The sequence below is a fragment of the Wolbachia endosymbiont of Drosophila aff. chauvacae BK-2020 genome, from assembly GCF_032848195.1.
Classification (GTDB): domain Bacteria; phylum Pseudomonadota; class Alphaproteobacteria; order Rickettsiales; family Anaplasmataceae; genus Wolbachia; species Wolbachia pipientis.
Genome location: NZ_CP136586.1, coordinates 633922 through 651892, shown reverse-complemented (window position 1 = coordinate 651892; position 17971 = coordinate 633922). Strand labels below are relative to the sequence as shown.

Genomic DNA, 17971 nt, shown 5'->3' with positions numbered 1-17971 from the left:
GGCAATAAGCTACCCAGTTATTATCAGAAGATATGAATACTACCTCTAGTCAAAATATGTGTTTTCTAACCCTTTTTTGGTAATTGAACGAACGAAGATAAGGTACCTTATGACGATCAACTTTCCTTCCCTTTCTTACCGCCAAAGTGTTCATCAAAAATAGCTTTGATAATTGATCCATAATGCAGTCAGTATCTGATTCCGTAGCAAAAATGTCGAAAGCCAAGTTTTTGATCGCGTTAAATGAGACAGATTTGTTAATGCTCCTCTTAAGCTTATCATCGGTTAAGTCCATATTCAACGCTTCTTCTACATCTTCTGTCATAACACTTTCTAGGTTGCTAATAAAGATAGCTGACCAAAAATCCTGTTTAACAGACTCAACACTTTTTCCTGTAAAATTTTCTAGACTTAGTCTTCCTTTGAGTTTTGCAAAAAATGTCTCAACTCCCCAGCGTAAAAAATATAACTCCTTAAATCCTCCAGTTTGAAACTTTTGTTCATCCATTAATGATGTAGCTAACACTTCAATTTCACCAGATGGCAGTACCACTTTGAAGCGTTATTCCACTATTTTCTTGTTTTATCTTACGCTGAGCACATATGGTAACCTCAACACTAGATGGGCTTTTTTCTTCAAACATAGCATTCACTTCATTAAAAGATGATCTGGGACATCGAATGACATAAGCAATTTTTCTTTTTGTAAGGCTAGAAAGAAATTTATAAGATAAATATACAAATCAGTAAGTCATTAGTATTTACAACTTTAAGCATTCCATCTGCTAAGTTAATTTCATGAGTGTTACCTCTATCTAACACTGACCTTATGGCAACATTATTTAGCACATCTTAACAAACCGCAAAGGTTGCACTTGCATAATCACCTAAATCTTTTGGTTTTTGGTTACGTATTTTTCTTGAGCCAAATTCATTTTTTATTTCAACGCTTGTTGGTAAAATGATTTTGGAGGCATCAAGAGCTAACACTCTAAAGCCAAAACAAGTTTTAAATTTTTGGTCTTGGTAGTACAAGGAAACCACACCTTCGTTAATTTCTGAAAATGCACTGTGTTTCATTTTTTTTCTTGCTTGACTAAAAGCACTAGCAGTAACGGTATAGTCTTTTTTCCTATATAAAATAAATTCGTTTAGTATTACTTGCAGCGACTTTACACTTTTTCTTAAAATTAAGATAAATATGTCAATAAAAGATAACTTCCTCTTTCTCATAAAATCTTTTGAAGATGATTTATGGGATTCTATAAATTCTAGACTTGCCAATTCATTTTGAATAAATTTTATTACTGCCTTTTTTACTCATACTACCTTTAAACTTATTGGTATACATCATTATCCCATAAAATCTATCTTTTTTCCTTAACTTAATGGCAGTGAGACGAGGTTATCGTCATGCCGCCACGAGCCGTCATACCGCGATTCATTCGCGGTATCTCTTAGCCGCTAACAAGTAGCTGGATGACGATTGTCAGGGTGTAATCCCAGTGTCCCTATGATGTCATCCCAGTGCCCAGACACTGGGATCCAGGAAAGTTTGCTTGTAAGCAAGCAAACTAGCACAGAAAGTGGTTACAACATTTTCGATGAGATTATATGGAAAACTGGATCCCAGTGTCAAGCACTGGGATGACAAAAAAAGGAGCACTGGAATGGCACCATTTGTTATGTTTAACAAAGTTCGTACTTAGCTTCATGTTAGCCATAAATATTTAAGAAATTTACCAAATGGAAAAAAAGGCAAAAGAAGCCCCATGGTTAACTAGTTCTGACACTGGTTTCCATCCAAGACGGCAGTAGCCCCTTCGGTGTCATTCCAGTGTCAAGCACTGGAATGACAAAGGAGAGCAGTGTCAGCTACTTGGATGATACCTTTTTTCTACTTAGTGTGGGTTATACAAGAAGTCTATTGTATGGCTATTGCTGGTCGTATATTACTTATAGCTTATCTATTCAAATTGCAACTTTGTTTTTCATAATTAATTATTGACAGAAATTATTAATTGGGTTATTATTAAATTATCGTTAACAAGTGAGGCAAAGAAATGATGATATCCAATAATTCTTCATTGCTAAAAGATAGTCAGGAGCTTACTAAAACTAAGCAGACTATATGGAAACCTTTAATTGCTGTTTTATTATTATCTATATTTAGTTTCATATCTGGTCAATATCTTCCTTATGTTATTATAGCAGTTTCTGGTTCTGGTCCTATTGCAGCAGTTCCTTTAGCAATTTTTGCTGTTTCTACGGTTGTTGCACTTATTTCAGTGACATATCTTGTTAAACTGGCTATTTCTAGAGATGATAATAAGAAAGAAGTAGGTCTTAATGGACAGAAATTCGGCCATACTCCATCTCAAGAACCACAAAAATTTGTGTGTAAAAATTGTACTAATCTGGAGAATAAATCAAATGTACCTACTCCTCAATCACCTCCAGTAACGTTTGGAACACAACCAAATCCAAGTCCACCGCCGCCACCTCCTCCATTGCCACAAGATGCTGCACTACCACCTCCGCCTCCGCATTTTTTTACAGCTTCCAAGCGTACGGAGCAACCTAAGAATGATGCACCGAAGAAGGCTGGTGAACCCGAGAATAATAATCATTCTACTCTGTTTGAACAGATAAGAGGAGGTACTACGTTAAAAAGAGTGGGCAGCAACAAAATTTTACAAATGAATTGAAAGCAAAATTAGAAAGTAGTGGGGGCACTGACAAAAAAGAAACACCAGAAGAGTTTGCTGCAAGAATAGATAGGGAGCAAGCAGAGAGAAAGAAGTCGGATGATAATGATTCAGATTGGACAAAGAGACTTAAGGAGAGAGCAGCAGTCATGCAATTCTCAGATAGTGAAGAGGAGTCACCGGTACCGCCAAGTTCGTGTGTTGATTCACCACAAGTAAATAATGTTGACTCAGTGGATAATGAGGTGCAAGATTCACCTCCTCTTTCTGTTGAGGATCGCATAGCACAGTTTGGTGGAAAAGCGTTGCGATGCCAAAAGGAAAATGTTGTACAAGGACTATGATAACTATGAAATGGTCAGCCATGCACTTCCCTTCCTTTTCAAAATAAGTTTACCTACAGATCTGATTGTATTAAGATTACTTAATACAATCAGATCTATTATATGCGCTTATCCAAATATTACCTGCCAACTCTAAAGGAAAAGCCTGCCCATGCTAAAATTATCTCCCATCAATATTCTTTGCGTGCAGGTTTAATAAAGCAGATAGCATCTGGCATCTATACGTGGTTACCACTTGGTCTCTTAGTGCTTAAGAATATTGAAGATATTATCAGAGATGAAATGAACAAATCCGGTGCTATTGAAGCATTAATGCCTTGTGTGCAACCAGCAAGTCTTTGGCGAGAATCAGGGCGTTACGATGATTACGGTAAGGAAATGCTACGCATAAAGGATAGGCATGAGGAAGATATGCTTTTTGGTCCAACGCATGAGGAGATAGCAACTGATTTAATTAGAGATGTGGTAAAAAGTTACAAAGATTTGCCACTTTGTTTATACCAAATTCAATGGAAATTCCGTGATGAGGTAAGACCACGTTATGGTGTTATGAGGGGCAGGGAATTTTTGATGAAGGATGCATACAGTTTTGATGTAGATTACGAAGGTGCACTGAATTCATATAATTTGATGTACAAAACTTACATAAAAATCTTCAAACGCATGGGATTTACTCCAATTGGAGTTCGAGCTGATACGGGGCCAATTGGAGGAAATTTGAGCCACGAGTTTCATATATTGGCAAACACTGGTGAGAGCACTTTATATTATGACAATAAATTTTCTGAACTACTAGAGAGTGAAGATATTGAAAGTTTAAAGAGTATATACGCAGTTGCAGATGATATGCATGATCCTGAGACTTGCCCTATATCACAAGAGCAGTTAAATGTTAGTAAAGGTATTGAAATAGGGCATATTTTTTATTTTGGCGACAAATATTCAAAGCCTATGAAGGCAAGTGTTACTTCTCAAGATGGAAAAAATGTCAATATACATATGGGTTCGTATGGCATTGGGGTTTCAAGACTTGTTGGTGCGATAATAGAAGCTTTTCATGATGATAAGGGAATTATCTGGCCGGAGGAGGTAGCTCCTTTCAGAATTGGTTTAATCAATTTACAAACGAAAGTAACGGAGGCTGCAGATAAAATATACAAAGCTTTGAAGAGCGATGAAGTGCTTTACGATGATACGGAAGGGAGTGTAGGAGTAAAATTTTCTAGAATGGATCTGATAGGCTTGCCGTGGCAAATAATTGTCGGAAAGAAAGCAGTAAGTGAAAATATAGTTGAAGTAAAAAATAGAGCAACTGGAGAGGTAAAGGAAATGCAGATTGAGGAAGCAATCAATCACTTTAGCGCAAAATGATACACGGTATCGGCACTGACATAGTATATATACCAAGAATATTGAGAATATTACAAAAATACGGGGAAAAATTTCTCAATAGAATCTACACTGAAAAGGAAATAGAGCTAAGTAGAAAGTATAATAGTCAAGAAATGCGAGCAAGGTATTTTGCTAAACGCTTTGCAGCAAAAGAAGCTTTTGTTAAAGCACGAGGTAGTGGTCAGGGTATTACAATGAAAGATATAGAAATATACAATGATGTAAGAGGCAAGCCATATCTTACCGTTAGCAAGGATTTTATCTCCAAAATTCATCTTTCTTTAAGTGACGATGGAGATTACGCTACTGCATTTGTTGTAATTTGCGTCTATAGCTCACACAGATAAAGTTTACTCTTTTGTCATCTTATGGCTTACTGTATGAACATTCATTTTTAAAGGTAAACTGCACAGCAAATGGTCAGTGCTTGACACTGTCCTCCTTTGTCATCCCAGTGCCCAGACACTGGTTTTCTGCAATCTCATCGAAAACGTTTTTCTATGCTAGTTTGCTTGCTCACAAGCAAACTTTCCTGGATCCAAGTAGTCAGGGCACTGGGATGACATCTTTGTTGTGTTTAACAAAAACAAATGTTCGTACAGTTGTGGAATGAATCGCAGTATAGCTATAGCATACACAAACGACTAGTTTGCCAAAAAAACATAGCGGTTTTTCTATGATTTTAGTATAATTCTAGCTTTACCTAAACAAAAAGATGAATTATTTAATGGACTGTGTTTTAACGTCTCTTTCCTTACCATTTTCAATTACTGAGAATTATTTATTAATTACTGCGTTGATTCCACTTTTAAGTGCGTTAGTTATTTTTTTTACTGGTAAATGGCCCGGAGTGAACAATAGTATTACTGTCACTTCTTCTGTACTTCTGTTTACGTATACGTGTCTGTGCACTTTATATTGGGTATATGGTGATCATTCTCAATTTATTCTCATGGATTTTGGTAATAATTTGCACATTAGTTTAAAGCTAGAGTCTACCGGAGTAATATTCAGTTTATTAATATCGTTTTTATGGGTGCTGACCAGTATATATGCAATATGTTATATGCAGAATAACTATGCTGATAGCAATCACTCAAGTTTTCTATGCTTTTTTTCAATATCGATTGGCTGTGCAATGTTTATTGCTTTTTCTGGAGACTTGCTCACTACATTTGTCTTTTATGAGCTTCTAACTATTAGTACATACCCTCTGGTTACTTACAACTCAACAAATGAATCAATGATTGCAGGACGCTATTACTTTGGCGTGCTATTTTTCTCTTCTTTGGTATTATTTTTTCCTGCAATAGGCCTTTTATATCATGAATTTCATACTTTAGACTTTGTAAGCGGTGGAATATTCAAATTTGATACTTCACTCATCACTTTCATTGCAGTGTGTTTTGCTATGCTGATTTACGGAATAGGAAAAGCTGCATTAATGCCAATGCATTTTTGGTTACCAAAAGCAATGGTTGCACCAACTCCTGTGAGTGCACTACTGCACGCTGTTGCTGTTGTGAAATCCGGAGTTTTCATCATCATAAAAGTTATATTATACACTTTCGGCGTCGATAATATGCAACGTTTTGTGCAGCAAAATTGGTTTGCTGGAGGGTGGCTTCCGTACGCTGCTGGATTTACTATTATTACTGCATCATTGATTGCACTAAAGCAAAAAGAATTAAAGAAATTGCTTGCTTACTCTACCATCTCTCAATTGTCGTATATTATATTATTCGCTTCAATTTTTAGTGATCTCAGCATGAGGGTTGCAATTTTTCAATTAGTTTGCCACGCATTTGCAAAAATCACTTTGTTTTTCGTTGCCGGAGCAATAATAACGAGAGCAGGTGAGAAATATATAGATAAGATTTACGGTATAGGACGCAGTATGCCAATTAGCATGACAGCATTTGCTATAGGTGCATTGTCTATGATAGGGGTGCCGCCTGCTCCGACTTTTTGGGGTAAATTTCTCATTTTTCAAGCTGTTTTCAACTCTGGCAATGTAATACTTTCTGTGTTTGTAACTCTAGTGTTAATTGTTAGTACTATACTCAACGCTCTGTACTTTTTACCGATAATTTACAACGCCTTTTTCTTAAAACCTTCTCAGAATTACTTTATTAAAAAAACACCAATTCTTCTAGTTTTACCTCCAGTTATTACTGCTATGTGCACTTTGGTTATTTTTTTTAGCTACCAAGTAATATTTTAAAATCTGTATTTATAACCATTAACAATAAATTTAAATGGTATTATACCAGCCAGAGTTGCTTTTATATTCGACAAAGTGAAGCTAATCTCCACAGTATCCTCCTTATTTTGCTCGGTTGTAAAAACTACAGTAGCATTTCCAGCAAATGTAACTAAGTCCTTGGTCGATCGATCAATAGATAATGTTATTACATTTATGTTGGCGATTTTTCTTTTAGATAAAGACAAATTACCAGCTTCATTATTCGTTTTTTCCTGAAAGCCTTGATAGATTTTATGTATAGAATTGTTTCTTATAAAATTTTCTTGGTACTTCGGTTCAACGATCTTAATGGACTCGTATATTTCAATGTATTTACTTATTAAGTACCTCGCTGTGGAAGTGTATTCATCTTCCTTTTTACTGAAACTAAGCTTATGCATTGCAGAGAACTCATCTTCTGTGTGGTTCATATACTTCACAAAATTTAAATCTTTTTTAATAGGAAATAACAGGTATATGTTTAATGTTAATAAACATAAGCATACTAGGAGAAGCGATACTATTAATGCCATCCAAGATCTTTCTGCTACACAAAACAGATACCTATGGCAGTACCATTCGACTACTTTACTGAAATAACTTTTGTTTTTTACTGATTCAAGCAATTTATCTTCCATAACACAATACTACCAGACCTAATCGGATCATTATAATAACAATAAGCTTAGATACTCTAAAAAAAACTTTAAAATATGTCTAAATTTTCCCAAATAGGATGAATGATTATATCACCTTGTTCTGCAATGAGGTAGAATTTATCGATTTTGCTCACATCTATATTTATCATTTTTACACTGAAATTTTCAGGATCATAAGTATTACTTTCTACACTTTTGTGATAATTATAATAAGAGGTTGTCCGGAAACAAGTAAAAGGCTATAATATCTGAAATTTTAGTACGGGGTAAAGATGAGAAAAAAGTATCCAACAGATCTAAGCGAAAGGGAATGGGCAAGAATAGAAAAACACTTCAGAGTATCATACAAGAAAGGAGGAAGGCCGCCAAAGTATAGCAAAAGAGAAATATTAGAAGCAATTTTCTATGTATTGCGTACAGGGTGTCAATGGCGGTATTTACCAAATGATTTTCCGCTATGGAAGACTGTGTATGAGCAGTTCAGGCAATGGAAGAAGCAGGGAATTTTTGAGAAAATGAATTATGAAATTACAAAATATAGTAGAAGAAAAATAGGAAGGAATGAGCAGCCGAGTGCCTGTATAGTAGATAGTCAATCTGTAAAGACTACAGAAAAGGGGGGATCAAAGGCTATGATGGAAGTAAAAAAGTAAAGGGTAGAAAAAGGCATATAATTACAGACACTCAGGGTTTTATACTAGGTTGTTACGTAGGCGCTGCTAACGAAAATGATAGAGATGGTATGAAAATAGCATTAAACAATATGAGAACAAAATATACTAAAGTTAAAAAAATGTGGGCTGACATGGGATACCAAGGAAGAAATTTAAAGAATCACATAAAGGAAGAATATGACATAGATATTGAAATTGTTAAAAGGCCTCCATGTAGATTTTGGGTGCACAAAGATACGCCACCTGAGCTACTACCAACAAGAGAACAAGGGTTTAAAGTACAGCCAAGAAGATGGGTTGTAGAAAGGACTTTTGCTTGGGTTAATAGGAATAGAAGGCTATCGAAGGAGTATGATTTACTCACAACATCCACTGAGAATTTCATATACCTAGCTATGAGTAGGGTTATGTTAAAGAGGGAATATGCTTGAATTTACTAGTTTCCGGACAACCTCTCATGTAATTTATTTTGATCATCAAAATAACCAAATTCATCAGCAAAGGTTCCCACTTTTCTACCTTTACCACTTTTGACTAGCTCAAATAGATCAATTACATGGTTTTGGGATCCAGGCTCAATAGGCCCTTCTGCAGCAAAAAATTTAGGTGCATGACCAATGTATTCCTTAAATTTTAGATTATGAGTCTTTTTTACACTACCAAAATCCACAAATTTATATTCATCTGAAATACCAGAATATTGTGGATCATACTTTTTATATTCAAAAAACTCATTACCTAAAAAATTACAAAACGTTAATTTATAATTATCATGATCGGATTTTACGACTTTAAGGTAATGAAAATCTCCAGGAATCTTTACTTCCTCTTCCGTAATATGATTACGTACAACAAGCTCACCATTTAGCATATGATAGCCAATTTTTGGCAAAGTAGCTATATTGATTGTCTTGTTTAGCTTAAAATTTGCTTCATAAATGCCACTTAACAACTCCTTTCCTTTTTCTAGGGTTATGTCTTGATCTGAAGCTATATTCTTAATTAAGCTTAATTTTTTCTGCATGTTCAATATGGCTTTCGTCAAAACTTCTATTGATTGCCATACAGTTAATTTATTATCAGTCAAATTATATACTTCGAGTATTAAATTAACAGAATTTTATCATGAATTTATGTTAAAAGTATTATACTTTGTAAACTTATGTCATGATATTAACTACATTAGCTAAAACATGCTTTTTATCTAAGTGGAGTTGCTTTGCGGCAACGAAAAGTTCATCTATTTTTTTCCACTGACTTAGCAGAATTTCAACACCATTTACCTCTCTCTTTATGCTTTCTAAAATGAAGGCCTGAATTATATATGATGCTAGTTCTAGTTCGATTTCGCTATTAATTACTTTATTAATCATATTGGGATTCTTTAAATCATGAAGAAATTTATAAAAGCATTTGTATGCTTCATAAGCATCACTACTTATTGTATTTATTATCATTCCTGGCATTCCAGGAAATAAAGTAATCATTTCGTCAAACGTTTGATTATCAAATTTACATTGAGATGAAGCAACTTGCTTTGTTTCATCATAAGTTAATGGGAGTAAATTTAGCTGAAAGCACCTACACCGGATAGTGGTTTGTATATCATATGGCTTATGGCTAATTATAAATATCTTAGAATTTTTTGGCGGCTCTTCTAATATTTTCAATATTGCGTTTTTAGCGTTATTAGTCATTGCCTCTAAGCTATCTATTATAGCTATTTTGTGTTCTGATTGAATGGGACTTAAGTGTAGAAAGTTTTTCATTTCTCTGACTTTTTCTATTCCGATAGTATCACCTTCAACAATGTGTAAGTCCAATGCTACTTCATTATAGTTTTTTATGAGTAACCAATTGGAGAAGGATTTTGCAAGTGTTGCTTTTCCTATACCTTTTTTACCACAGATCAGCCAAGACTGAACAGATAAGTTGTTCATTATTTTTTTTTTGGCTTGGTTGTGGCCTATTACTTTTTTCATTCTTTCTCCTATAGATTTTAGTTTGAAAATGCGTTGTTTACTGTTTGTAATGAAATTGCACCTTCCCTTAAAACCTTAATCTTATCTTCGGTTAAGTCAATAATAGTAGATTCTATACCAGAAACTAGTTCGTCATCTTCAATCACTACAGATAAATGTTGCTTAATGGATTGTGGTATATCGTTTGCCTTACATACACTTTCTTTTCCTGAAATATTTGTACTAGTTGCAACTATTGGAACTTTCAGTTTGTTTAGTATTGAAATTGCAATAGGATGCTCAGGAATTCTGATACCTATACTATCTTTAAAGAATTCGTTTGGCAATATGTTGTTGTTTTTAAGTGGTAAAATATAGGTAATTGGTCCAGGAGAAAAGTGGTTTATTAAATCAATATATCTTTCCTTTACCTTTGCTATTTTTGTCAAATTGTAAATATCACTAACAAATATAGACAGTGGTTTATTTTGAGAGCGTTTCTTTATCTGATATATTTTTCCTATAGATTCATTATCTAGTGCATTACAAGCAAGAGCATACACTGTTTCTGTTGGAAAACACACTAATAAATTGTTCTGTATTGCATTTATTATTTTAGATACCATATAGCTAAAAACTTATTCATAACAACTAGATTAGTTTTGTTGCACTGTATCTTATATAGTAACTGCTAGTTTTTGTAAACGTAATGCAACGCAGCTTACCATTTGTTATGCAGATTTGCTACAACCCAAACTCTTCATTGACTTTATCAATTATTGCCTGTGGTGGATCCTCTCCCCATCCTGAATACAAAATCTCTCCATAGTCTGCAACATCTATAGAGCCAGTTCTGCTTTTTGCTAGAAACATTTCTCTTTTCTCTTTATCAACTAATACATAATGCCACGCTGATTTTCCACGATCTTTACCACGGACTAAGTATATAAGATCTGACCTACTTCTTTTTGTTGCATCAGCAAAAGATCTTTCATTGACAGTTCTGCTTTTACTTTTTATGCCGCCACTTTCAGAAAAAGCTTCCTTGGATTCGGTTTTTTTGCCTGCTAATTCAGAAATTTTTCCTTTTTCCCCTAATGCCCGTTCTTTGGTGTTTTGAGACGAATACTTACTGGAAAAACCTTCCCCTGTACCGCCAGGAGTCCTGTTTGTGAAACGCTTAGTAAATGAATTATTGTCGTTGTTTTCTGCCATAAAAATCTCCAAACTTTAGATTGTAGAATCCAAACTTTTACTACACTTTATCATATGTTAATTCAATTAATATAAATGAAAAATAATATAGTAATTATTACAGGAATTACGGCCTCAGGTAAATCAGAATTATGCGATAACCTGAGAGAAAAATATGGAAATATTAGTATAATAAATTGTGATTCAAAGCAGGTATACAAAGAAATTCCCATAATTACTGCTCAACCACTAAAGCAAGAAGAATTTTATAAATTATATGGTTATGTTTCAGCAAAAGAAAATTATTCCGTGGGTCTATGGTTAGAGGATTTAGAAAAAGAAGTTAATCACGCATTAGAAAATGCTCAAATACCTATCATCACTGGAGGAAGCGGGCTTTACATCAGCAGTTTCATCAAAGGCTTATCATCAATGCCACAAATAAGTCAGGAAGTGAGAAAAAACGTAAGTGAGCTCAGGAAAAATTTAAGTAAAGAGGAGTTCTATAAATTAGTATTAAGCAAAGACTCAAAAGTTCAAGATAAAATCTGTATTAATGACTCGCACCGTCTTTCAAGAGCACTTGAAGTTATCACTGAAACTGGTAAGACAATCTTTGTATGGCAAGAAAATAGACAGCCTCCTTTATTCGATAATTTTAAGATATATACAATTTTGCCTAAACGTGAGGATGTATACCAAAAAATAAATTCTCGTTTTATCAAAATGATCGAAAATGGAGCAATTGATGAAGTAAAAAAGCTACTTAGTATGAACTTAGCTCCAAATTTGCCAGCTATGAAAGCACATGGAGTGCCAGAAATTGTAAAGTATTTGAAAGGTGAGATTACTTTAGACGAAGCGATACAGATTGCTCAAACAAACACAAGACACTACGCAAAACGCCAGTACACTTGGTTTAAAAACCAGTTCCCAAGTTCTGAAGTCATTGATTGTGCAAATGAGCTAACAGCGCTTGAAATATTTTAATTGTTAGTTTCCAGGTGTATTTCCATACTCATTGCTATGAATGGGCGGTTCCATATTTTCCAGATGGCTGTTCACTTTTGGTGGCTTATCCAAGCCATGCTCTATTTTTATTTTAAAAAATCCAAGCCTCTCGCAAAATTTCTGAAAACACTCTTTTATAACGTCAAACAAGTTTTTATCACCTATATTATAGTCCTTCAGTCTCTTAGGAACAGTAAGTGACAATTTACCATCTTCATATGTTACATTTTTATCACCTTGAGACTTAAGTGTGAATTCTAGCGAGCTATCCAATTTACATAATTCTTCTTCCAGTTCTGCAAAAGTGCGAACTGCAATTTTTTCTTCAATTCTGATTGCCGCATGACTTGGATCACTACAATTAATATGTGTTACATGATTAGACTGAAACAATAATCCATATGTTTCAGCTAAATGAAGGATAGGTCCTCCTTTACCATACAATCCACCCACATAAGCAGCCTGGTTACAATTAGTGATTAGTTCTTCTAGAATAGAATCATTTGGAACTTCTGCTTCAGCATATTCAAATAGCTCTGTAAAAACCTGTTTTACAAATTGGCGGTACTTATTTTTGTCATTTGAAATGAGGTTGGTATGTTTATTATATAATTCATCAACAAGCTCTTTTGTTATAACTTTGTTCTGAATAACAAGTTTCATTCTTGGAAGATCTACGTACATAGTTGCACCAGAATTCGCTTCAGCATTATCTTTACCAGCCCTCAACCTGCTAAAACCAAACTTTTCTGCTTGAGCTCTTAGTGTAACTATTGGATTTTCCTTTTCTTTTGGTGTAGAGCCGTTCATCATTAATACCTTGATATAGACTGCTAATGGTATAATAATACATAAAAATGATTAATAAGTTAATAAAATACCTACTATAAGCCCTATGATAGCAAATATAGTTAGGGGTAACTTAGGCTTACCGACGATTTTAAAAACAACAAATTCGTCATTCCGTTACGTGTTAGCGGCTGAGATACCGCGAATGAATCGCGGTATAACGTTAGAGAGCTGTGCTAGCTATAGTGCATACCTGACCATAAGGTGACAAGATTTTAAAAAGGCTCTATAACAGTTTTACACATGTATGAATCTCAATGAGCAATCAGATTTTTCTAAATAGCAGGCTGGAGAATATACCTAAGTTCCATTCCGCAATATTGCCTAAACTTTGTGGTGGGGACAAGGTGGTGGATCTGCTGTTTTATAAGCCACTTAGTTATGTGGATAGAAGCAAGTTACTATCTGATGCTCGAGTTGGAGAATTTACAACTTTCATTGCAAAAGTTTATGAGCATCAGTCGCCCACTTTTAGAGGTAGACCATATAAAATAGTCGTTGAAAGTGAGAGTCAGTATATATTCATAGTCTTTTTTAATTACTCAGTTAAGTATTTATATAAACTATTTCCAATTGGAGCGAATGTGATCATCAGTGGCAAACTCGAAAAATTTGCTGAACATTGGCAAATTACTCATCCAGATTACGTGTCGCTTGACATCAACCAATTTAAAGAAATAGCTTGCATAGAGCCAGTTTACCAATTATGCCGTGGCATTACCAATAAGCGCATTGGGAACATAATAAGCTCTAATCTAAAGGAATTGCCTGATTTACCAGAGTGGATAGATGATACATTAATCAAGCAAAAAAAATGGTTAAGTTGGAGGGAAAGCATCATAAAGTTGCACAGACCAAGCTCATTGGTGGAAGCTGAGGTTTGTAGAAAAAGGCTTGCTTATGATGAATTGTTTGCGTATCAGCTAGCGCTGAAACTTGCAAGAAAAAATCATGTGAAAGAAAGGGGAAGAGAATTTATAATATTGAGTAAATACAAAGAGCAAGTTTTAAATGAATTGTCGTTTCAATTAACAAATGATCAAACTCGTGCAATAGATGAGATCTCAGAGAGACAAAAATCCAAGTATCGCATGATAAGCTTGCTGCAAGGTGATGTTGGTAGTGGCAAAACCGTAGTTGCACTTTTTGCAATGATAAATGTGGTAGAAAACAACATGCAGGCAGCTCTAATGGCACCGACTACTATCTTGGCGGAGCAACATTATAATTGGATTGAGGAAGTTTTATCCTGTACCGATATAAAAGTTGCGCTGCTTACTGGTAAAACTTCGCGCAAGGAAAGAAAGATTATCATGAACGAACTTGCAAGTGGTGTTTTAAATATAGTGATTGGCACTCATGCACTATTTCAAGCTAACGTTACATTTAAAAATTTAGGGCTTGCAGTCATAGACGAACAACAGCGATTTGGAGTGATGCAGAGAAATCGCTTGGTAGGAAAAGGAGAAAATGCCGATATACTTTTCGTTACTGCAACTCCCATTCCAAGAACCTTGCAGCAAGCTATGTATGGTGATGTTGAATGTTCAATTTTGAAAGAAAAACCAAAATCCAGATTGCCAATAAAAACTGTAACTATGAACATTAGTAGGGTGCCAGATGTTATTGAAAAGCTAAAAGGTGCTATAAACAGGGGCGAAAAAGCATATTGGATTTGTCCATATATAGAAGAAAACGAAGAGACCAATATTGCTGCAGCAGAGATGCGTTTTCAGGAATTACAAAAAACATTTCTTGATAAAGTCGGGATAATACACGGAAAATTGACTCAGGAGAAGAAAGATCAAGTTATGTTTTCCTTCAAAAGGAATGAATTTTCTCTGCTTGTTGCAACCACTGTGATAGAAGTTGGTATAGATGTGCCAGATGCAACCATCATGATTATAGAAAATGCAGAGCAATTTGGGTTATCACAATTGCATCAGTTAAGAGGCAGAGTAGGGCGAGGAAACAAGCCATCTTTTTGTGTATTATTATACGATAATTTAAGTAAAAGCTCATCTTCAAAGTTAAAGATCATGTGTGAGTCACAAGATGGATTTTACATTGCTGAAAGGGATATGATGCTAAGAGGCAGTGGAGATATTTTAGGCACAAAACAATCAGGATGTATGGAATTTAAATTTGCTGATTTATATCAGGACAAAGAGCTGCTCAATCTCGCGTATAATAACGCAAAAGGCGCAATGGCTGATTTTGAATTACTGCTTGATATATTTGAATATAGGAGTAGATTACATTTTTCAAAATTTCAGTAGGAAAACCAGGTAGCCCACAGAAACGAAAAAACTTACTTGACACCCTTCGCCAGCCCACTTATCATGATAGTGAAGCTATTGTATTTGCTTTCGCCAATCTGCAGATTAAAAGGTAAGGATTACTTAATGTATCGGCGTCTTATGTTCAATTTTTTGCAGTATATAGATACTGTATGTCTTTACAAAACTTCATCTACATCTAGATTTTTATCTAAATAAGCTGAACGCGCTTATAAAGCGTTACAAGACATCAAAAAATGCCAATACTCGACAGAGATAGTAAAAGACTAGCTAACTCGGGGATTCTTTGTCTTTTTTTCTGCTTAGTAAATTTCTTAAACATTTGTAGCGTAAGTTAGTTGCAATTAAAAGCGGCTGAATCTCGCTTGTCAAGCGTTTAAAACATAAAAAACGCCAATATTTTAAAGCGGATAATAACCACGGGGCTTCTTTTGCCTTTTTTTTCATTTGGTAAATTTCTTAATGTTTATGGCTAAACGACAACCGTCATCCCGCTGCTTGTTAGCGGGATCTCTTGTTAGCGGCTGAGATACCGCGAATGAATCGCGGTATGACGTAGATTGCTGTCATTCCAGTGCTCCTTTTTTTGTCATCCAAGCAGCCTCCTATGGTGTCATCCCAGTGCCCAGACACTGGGATCCAGCATTTCACACAATCCCATCAAGAACGTTGTATTTTACATAACACTTTTATGCTTACCAACCCAGTGTCCAATCAAAATTCCTGGATCCCAGTGTCTGGGCACTGGGATGACATCATAGGAACACTGGGATGACACCATAGGGGCACTGCCGTCATAAAGGAACCAGTGTCAGCTACTTGAATGACATCATGGGGGCGCTGGCCTGACAACCGTCATCCCGCTGCTTGTTAGCGCCGCGGCGGTATGACGGTCCGCTGCTTGTTAGCGAGATACCGCGAATGAATCGCGGTATGACGGTGTAATGACGGTTAAGTAATTCGTTATCCCGCTGCTTGTTAGCGGAATCTGCTGTGGCGACATAAACTCAAATCATTTCAAATTTCAATCCAAAGAGGTATCATTATGTCAAACAACTTCAATTTTAAAGAATTTTTTAACCACTATGAAACAAATAGTACGTCAGATGATATACAAAGGTATTATTTGCTGTGGAAATCAGTAATAGCGCAGGCAATGATTGATGCAGCAAGTAACTGTAAAAAAACAGAAAGCTTGGTAGAAAAACGTAAGGCAATTTCTTGGTTGTCAGACTGTAGTCAAGATTTTGTGCACACATGTATATTGGCTGATTGTGATCCGGTATACGTAAAAAATAAAATACAGCCAACCTTAAAAAGCCTTACTAGATAAAGCCTTTTTATATACTTAATGAGGTTTACTCCTTTTACCGAAAAAAATATAATTCAATCTCCTATCTATAGTTGCCTCTATATCTTTGATTAATAGCTGCTTTATCATGTTTACTTTTCGCTTTGCATCTTGAGCTTGACGCTCATTGTTACCACTGTTATTGCTGTAATTATTCTTATCACTATAACTACTGCCACTTGGTTTGCTACTGTTACTGAACTCACTACCCTTTTTTCTTCTTGTGTTGAGTATCTGTATTATCTTTTCCTTTAAAAAGGACTTCCAGCCTGTGCCAAGTAATAATTTATAGAGAAAATGCGGAGTAAGAAACGCCACTAATATTCGAATAGAAATTCCGTAACCGAGATCTTCCCTATTTTCATAATACCACTTGCAATATTGAAACAAACGGTAAAACGCATTTTTGAAAGAGCAAAATTCTACAGCATACCAAAAACCATTGCTGAGAAACATGAGCACAATGCTGAATGTGTAAAGATACATTGTGAAGAGAAACAGTTTCACAATTATATCTTTTAGACTACCTAATATATAATTCAATAATCTTAATTTATAGAAAAGTGATATCATTTCACACCCACTTCAATATGGCTGGGGTGGAAGGATTCGAACCTTCGCGTGGCGGTATCAAAAACCGCTGCCTTACCACTTGGCTACACCCCAATACTACTTACATCAATAACACTATTAGCCCAATTAGTAAAAGATTTATTTGCTTTTTCTATGGGCATCACAGCAATAGCTGGCTGATCATAAGAATGCATTGCTTCGATTTTTTCTACAATTTTATCAACTTGATCATTCCTGCTCTTCATAATTGCCACTACTTCACAACTATTACTAATTTTACCTTCCCATAAATACAGAGAATTCACTTCGGGAAATATATTTACACATACAATTAATTTCTCGTTTAACAATTCTTCAGAAACAGTTTTAGCCTCCTCAAAATTTGAAAAAGTTGTATAAACCAAAACTAAATTATTCATTAGTAGCTACATAAATGCATTGCTACTATACTCTACCGAGATTTATTCATCAAGAGAAAATAACGCCAGCGCGTACTGTATGAACATTTGTTTGCAAAGGTAGTATGTTAAGTGTTATAGCTAGTTTGCCTCAAACGTAAAAGTGTCATCCCAGTGCCCCTGTGATGTCATTCCAGTGCTTGACACTGGAATCCAGTTTTCCATATAATCTCATCGAAAACGTTGTAACCACTTCCTATGCTAGTTTGCTTGTAAACAAGCAAACTTTCCTGGATCCCAGTGTCAGCTACT

At 35.1% G+C, this 17971-nt stretch carries 19 protein-coding genes, 1 tRNA gene and 3 pseudogenes; 12 read left to right on the top strand and 11 right to left on the bottom strand.

The features are described 5' to 3' along the window. Nucleotides 1-49: 49 nt before the first annotated feature. Together R0F62_RS06590 and R0F62_RS06585 are read right to left on the bottom strand one after the other, a co-directional pair. Nucleotides 50-556: pseudogene (locus tag R0F62_RS06590) on the bottom strand (transposase); the annotation flags it as partial. A gap of 51 nt (nt 557-607) precedes the next feature. After that, nucleotides 608-1305 (bottom strand): annotated as a pseudogene (locus R0F62_RS06585) (transposase); the annotation flags it as partial. Between the two features lie 181 nt (nt 1306-1486). Between R0F62_RS06585 and R0F62_RS03425 the strand changes: the two are divergent. The 7 genes from R0F62_RS03425 (at nt 1487) to R0F62_RS03395 (ending at nt 6668) form a co-directional block, all read left to right on the top strand. Beyond that, nucleotides 1487-1651, top strand: coding sequence for a hypothetical protein (locus R0F62_RS03425; RefSeq protein WP_162829040.1), 165 nt, complete (start codon nt 1487-1489; stop codon nt 1649-1651). Nucleotides 1652-2063: 412 nt separating this feature from the next. After that, nucleotides 2064-2708, top strand: coding sequence for a hypothetical protein (locus R0F62_RS03420; RefSeq protein ID WP_274979299.1), 645 nt, complete (start codon nt 2064-2066; stop codon nt 2706-2708). Next, nucleotides 2705-3052 (top strand): hypothetical protein, encoded by a 348-nt coding sequence (locus tag R0F62_RS03415; protein WP_010962849.1) that lies wholly within the window; start codon nt 2705-2707, stop codon nt 3050-3052. The genes R0F62_RS03420 and R0F62_RS03415 overlap by 4 nt, the downstream gene beginning before the upstream one ends. 102 nt (nt 3053-3154) lie before the next feature. Continuing rightward, nucleotides 3155-4423, top strand: coding sequence for a proline--tRNA ligase (gene proS / locus R0F62_RS03410; protein WP_022626352.1), 1269 nt, complete (start codon nt 3155-3157; stop codon nt 4421-4423). Continuing rightward, the gene (locus R0F62_RS03405) at nt 4420-4791 is read left to right on the top strand and encodes a holo-[acyl-carrier-protein] synthase (RefSeq protein ID WP_010082456.1); all 372 of its coding nucleotides are present in this window, start codon (nt 4420-4422) and stop codon (nt 4789-4791) included. The genes proS and R0F62_RS03405 overlap by 4 nt, the downstream gene beginning before the upstream one ends. 11 nt (nt 4792-4802) lie before the next feature. Next, a complete protein-coding gene (locus tag R0F62_RS03400) occupies nt 4803-5057 on the top strand; it encodes a hypothetical protein (protein WP_010962852.1) in 255 nt (84 codons plus the stop codon). 114 nt (nt 5058-5171) lie between these two features. Next, complete coding sequence (locus R0F62_RS03395) at nt 5172-6668, top strand: proton-conducting transporter transmembrane domain-containing protein (RefSeq protein WP_010962853.1); 1497 nt, start codon at nt 5172-5174, stop codon at nt 6666-6668. On the opposite strand, the gene R0F62_RS03390 is transcribed toward R0F62_RS03395, so the two are convergent. Then, nucleotides 6665-7327: a conjugal transfer protein TraJ gene (locus R0F62_RS03390; RefSeq protein WP_274979300.1), complete on the bottom strand. Its 663-nt coding sequence runs from the start codon at nt 7325-7327 to the stop codon at nt 6665-6667. The genes R0F62_RS03395 and R0F62_RS03390 overlap by 4 nt on opposite strands. 293 nt (nt 7328-7620) lie before the next feature. Between R0F62_RS03390 and R0F62_RS03385 the strand changes: the two genes are divergently transcribed. Beyond that, nucleotides 7621-8453, top strand: a protein-coding gene (locus R0F62_RS03385; protein WP_317051319.1) for an IS5-like element ISWpi1 family transposase whose coding sequence is annotated in 2 segments (ribosomal slippage) — nt 7621-7990 and nt 7990-8453 — 834 coding nt in all. Because the reading frame shifts where the segments join, the coding sequence is not laid out codon by codon here. Nucleotides 8454-8479: 26 nt separating this feature from the next. Here the strand turns inward: R0F62_RS03385 and R0F62_RS03380 are convergent. The 4 genes and pseudogenes from R0F62_RS03380 to R0F62_RS03365 form a co-directional block, all read right to left on the bottom strand. After that, a pseudogene (locus R0F62_RS03380) lies at nt 8480-9109 on the bottom strand (hypothetical protein); the annotation flags it as partial. Nucleotides 9110-9182: 73 nt separating this feature from the next. After that, nucleotides 9183-10004, bottom strand: a complete 822-nt coding sequence (locus R0F62_RS03375; protein WP_038199127.1) for an AAA family ATPase — start codon at nt 10002-10004, stop codon at nt 9183-9185. 17 nt (nt 10005-10021) lie between these two features. Beyond that, entirely contained in the window at nt 10022-10609 is a 588-nt protein-coding gene (locus R0F62_RS03370) for an L-threonylcarbamoyladenylate synthase (RefSeq protein WP_006280292.1), read from the bottom strand. A 118-nt stretch (nt 10610-10727) separates the two neighbouring features. Then, nucleotides 10728-11198 carry a hypothetical protein gene (locus R0F62_RS03365; RefSeq protein ID WP_010082479.1) on the bottom strand — a complete coding sequence of 157 codons (471 nt, stop codon included), beginning with the start codon at nt 11196-11198 and terminating at the stop codon, nt 10728-10730. Nucleotides 11199-11273: 75 nt separating this feature from the next. Here R0F62_RS03365 and miaA point away from each other — a divergent pair, with 75 nt between their 5' ends. Then, a complete protein-coding gene (gene miaA, locus R0F62_RS03360) occupies nt 11274-12167 on the top strand; it encodes a tRNA (adenosine(37)-N6)-dimethylallyltransferase MiaA (protein ID WP_010082478.1) in 894 nt (297 codons plus the stop codon). Nucleotides 12168-12170: 3 nt separating this feature from the next. Here the strand turns inward: miaA and R0F62_RS03355 are convergent, their stop codons facing one another. Next, nucleotides 12171-12998: a hypothetical protein gene (locus R0F62_RS03355; RefSeq protein ID WP_274978959.1), complete on the bottom strand. Its 828-nt coding sequence runs from the start codon at nt 12996-12998 to the stop codon at nt 12171-12173. A 296-nt stretch (nt 12999-13294) separates the two neighbouring features. On the opposite strand from R0F62_RS03355, the gene recG reads away from it, so the two are divergent. From recG to R0F62_RS03340, 3 genes are all read left to right on the top strand, one after another. After that, the gene (gene recG, locus R0F62_RS03350; RefSeq protein WP_274978958.1) at nt 13295-15316 is read left to right on the top strand and encodes an ATP-dependent DNA helicase RecG; all 2022 of its coding nucleotides are present in this window, start codon (nt 13295-13297) and stop codon (nt 15314-15316) included. 595 nt (nt 15317-15911) lie between these two features. Further along, on the top strand, nt 15912-16112 hold the full coding sequence (locus R0F62_RS03345) for a hypothetical protein (protein WP_010962861.1): 201 nt from the start codon (nt 15912-15914) through the stop codon (nt 16110-16112). Nucleotides 16113-16382: 270 nt separating this feature from the next. Further along, on the top strand, nt 16383-16670 hold the full coding sequence (locus R0F62_RS03340) for a hypothetical protein (protein WP_274979291.1): 288 nt from the start codon (nt 16383-16385) through the stop codon (nt 16668-16670). A gap of 15 nt (nt 16671-16685) precedes the next feature. On the opposite strand, the gene R0F62_RS03335 is transcribed toward R0F62_RS03340, so the two are convergent. The 3 genes from R0F62_RS03335 to cutA all read right to left on the bottom strand — a co-directional run bounded on the left by R0F62_RS03335 (nt 16686) and on the right by cutA (nt 17680). Then, nucleotides 16686-17261: a hypothetical protein gene (locus R0F62_RS03335; RefSeq protein WP_010962863.1), complete on the bottom strand. Its 576-nt coding sequence runs from the start codon at nt 17259-17261 to the stop codon at nt 16686-16688. 18 nt (nt 17262-17279) lie between these two features. After that, nucleotides 17280-17354, bottom strand: a tRNA-Gln gene (locus tag R0F62_RS03330). Further along, nucleotides 17345-17680, bottom strand: a complete 336-nt coding sequence (cutA, locus tag R0F62_RS03325; RefSeq protein ID WP_006279213.1) for a divalent-cation tolerance protein CutA — start codon at nt 17678-17680, stop codon at nt 17345-17347. Before cutA ends, R0F62_RS03330 begins: the two co-directional genes overlap by 10 nt. Between the last annotated feature and the right edge of the window lie 291 nt (nt 17681-17971).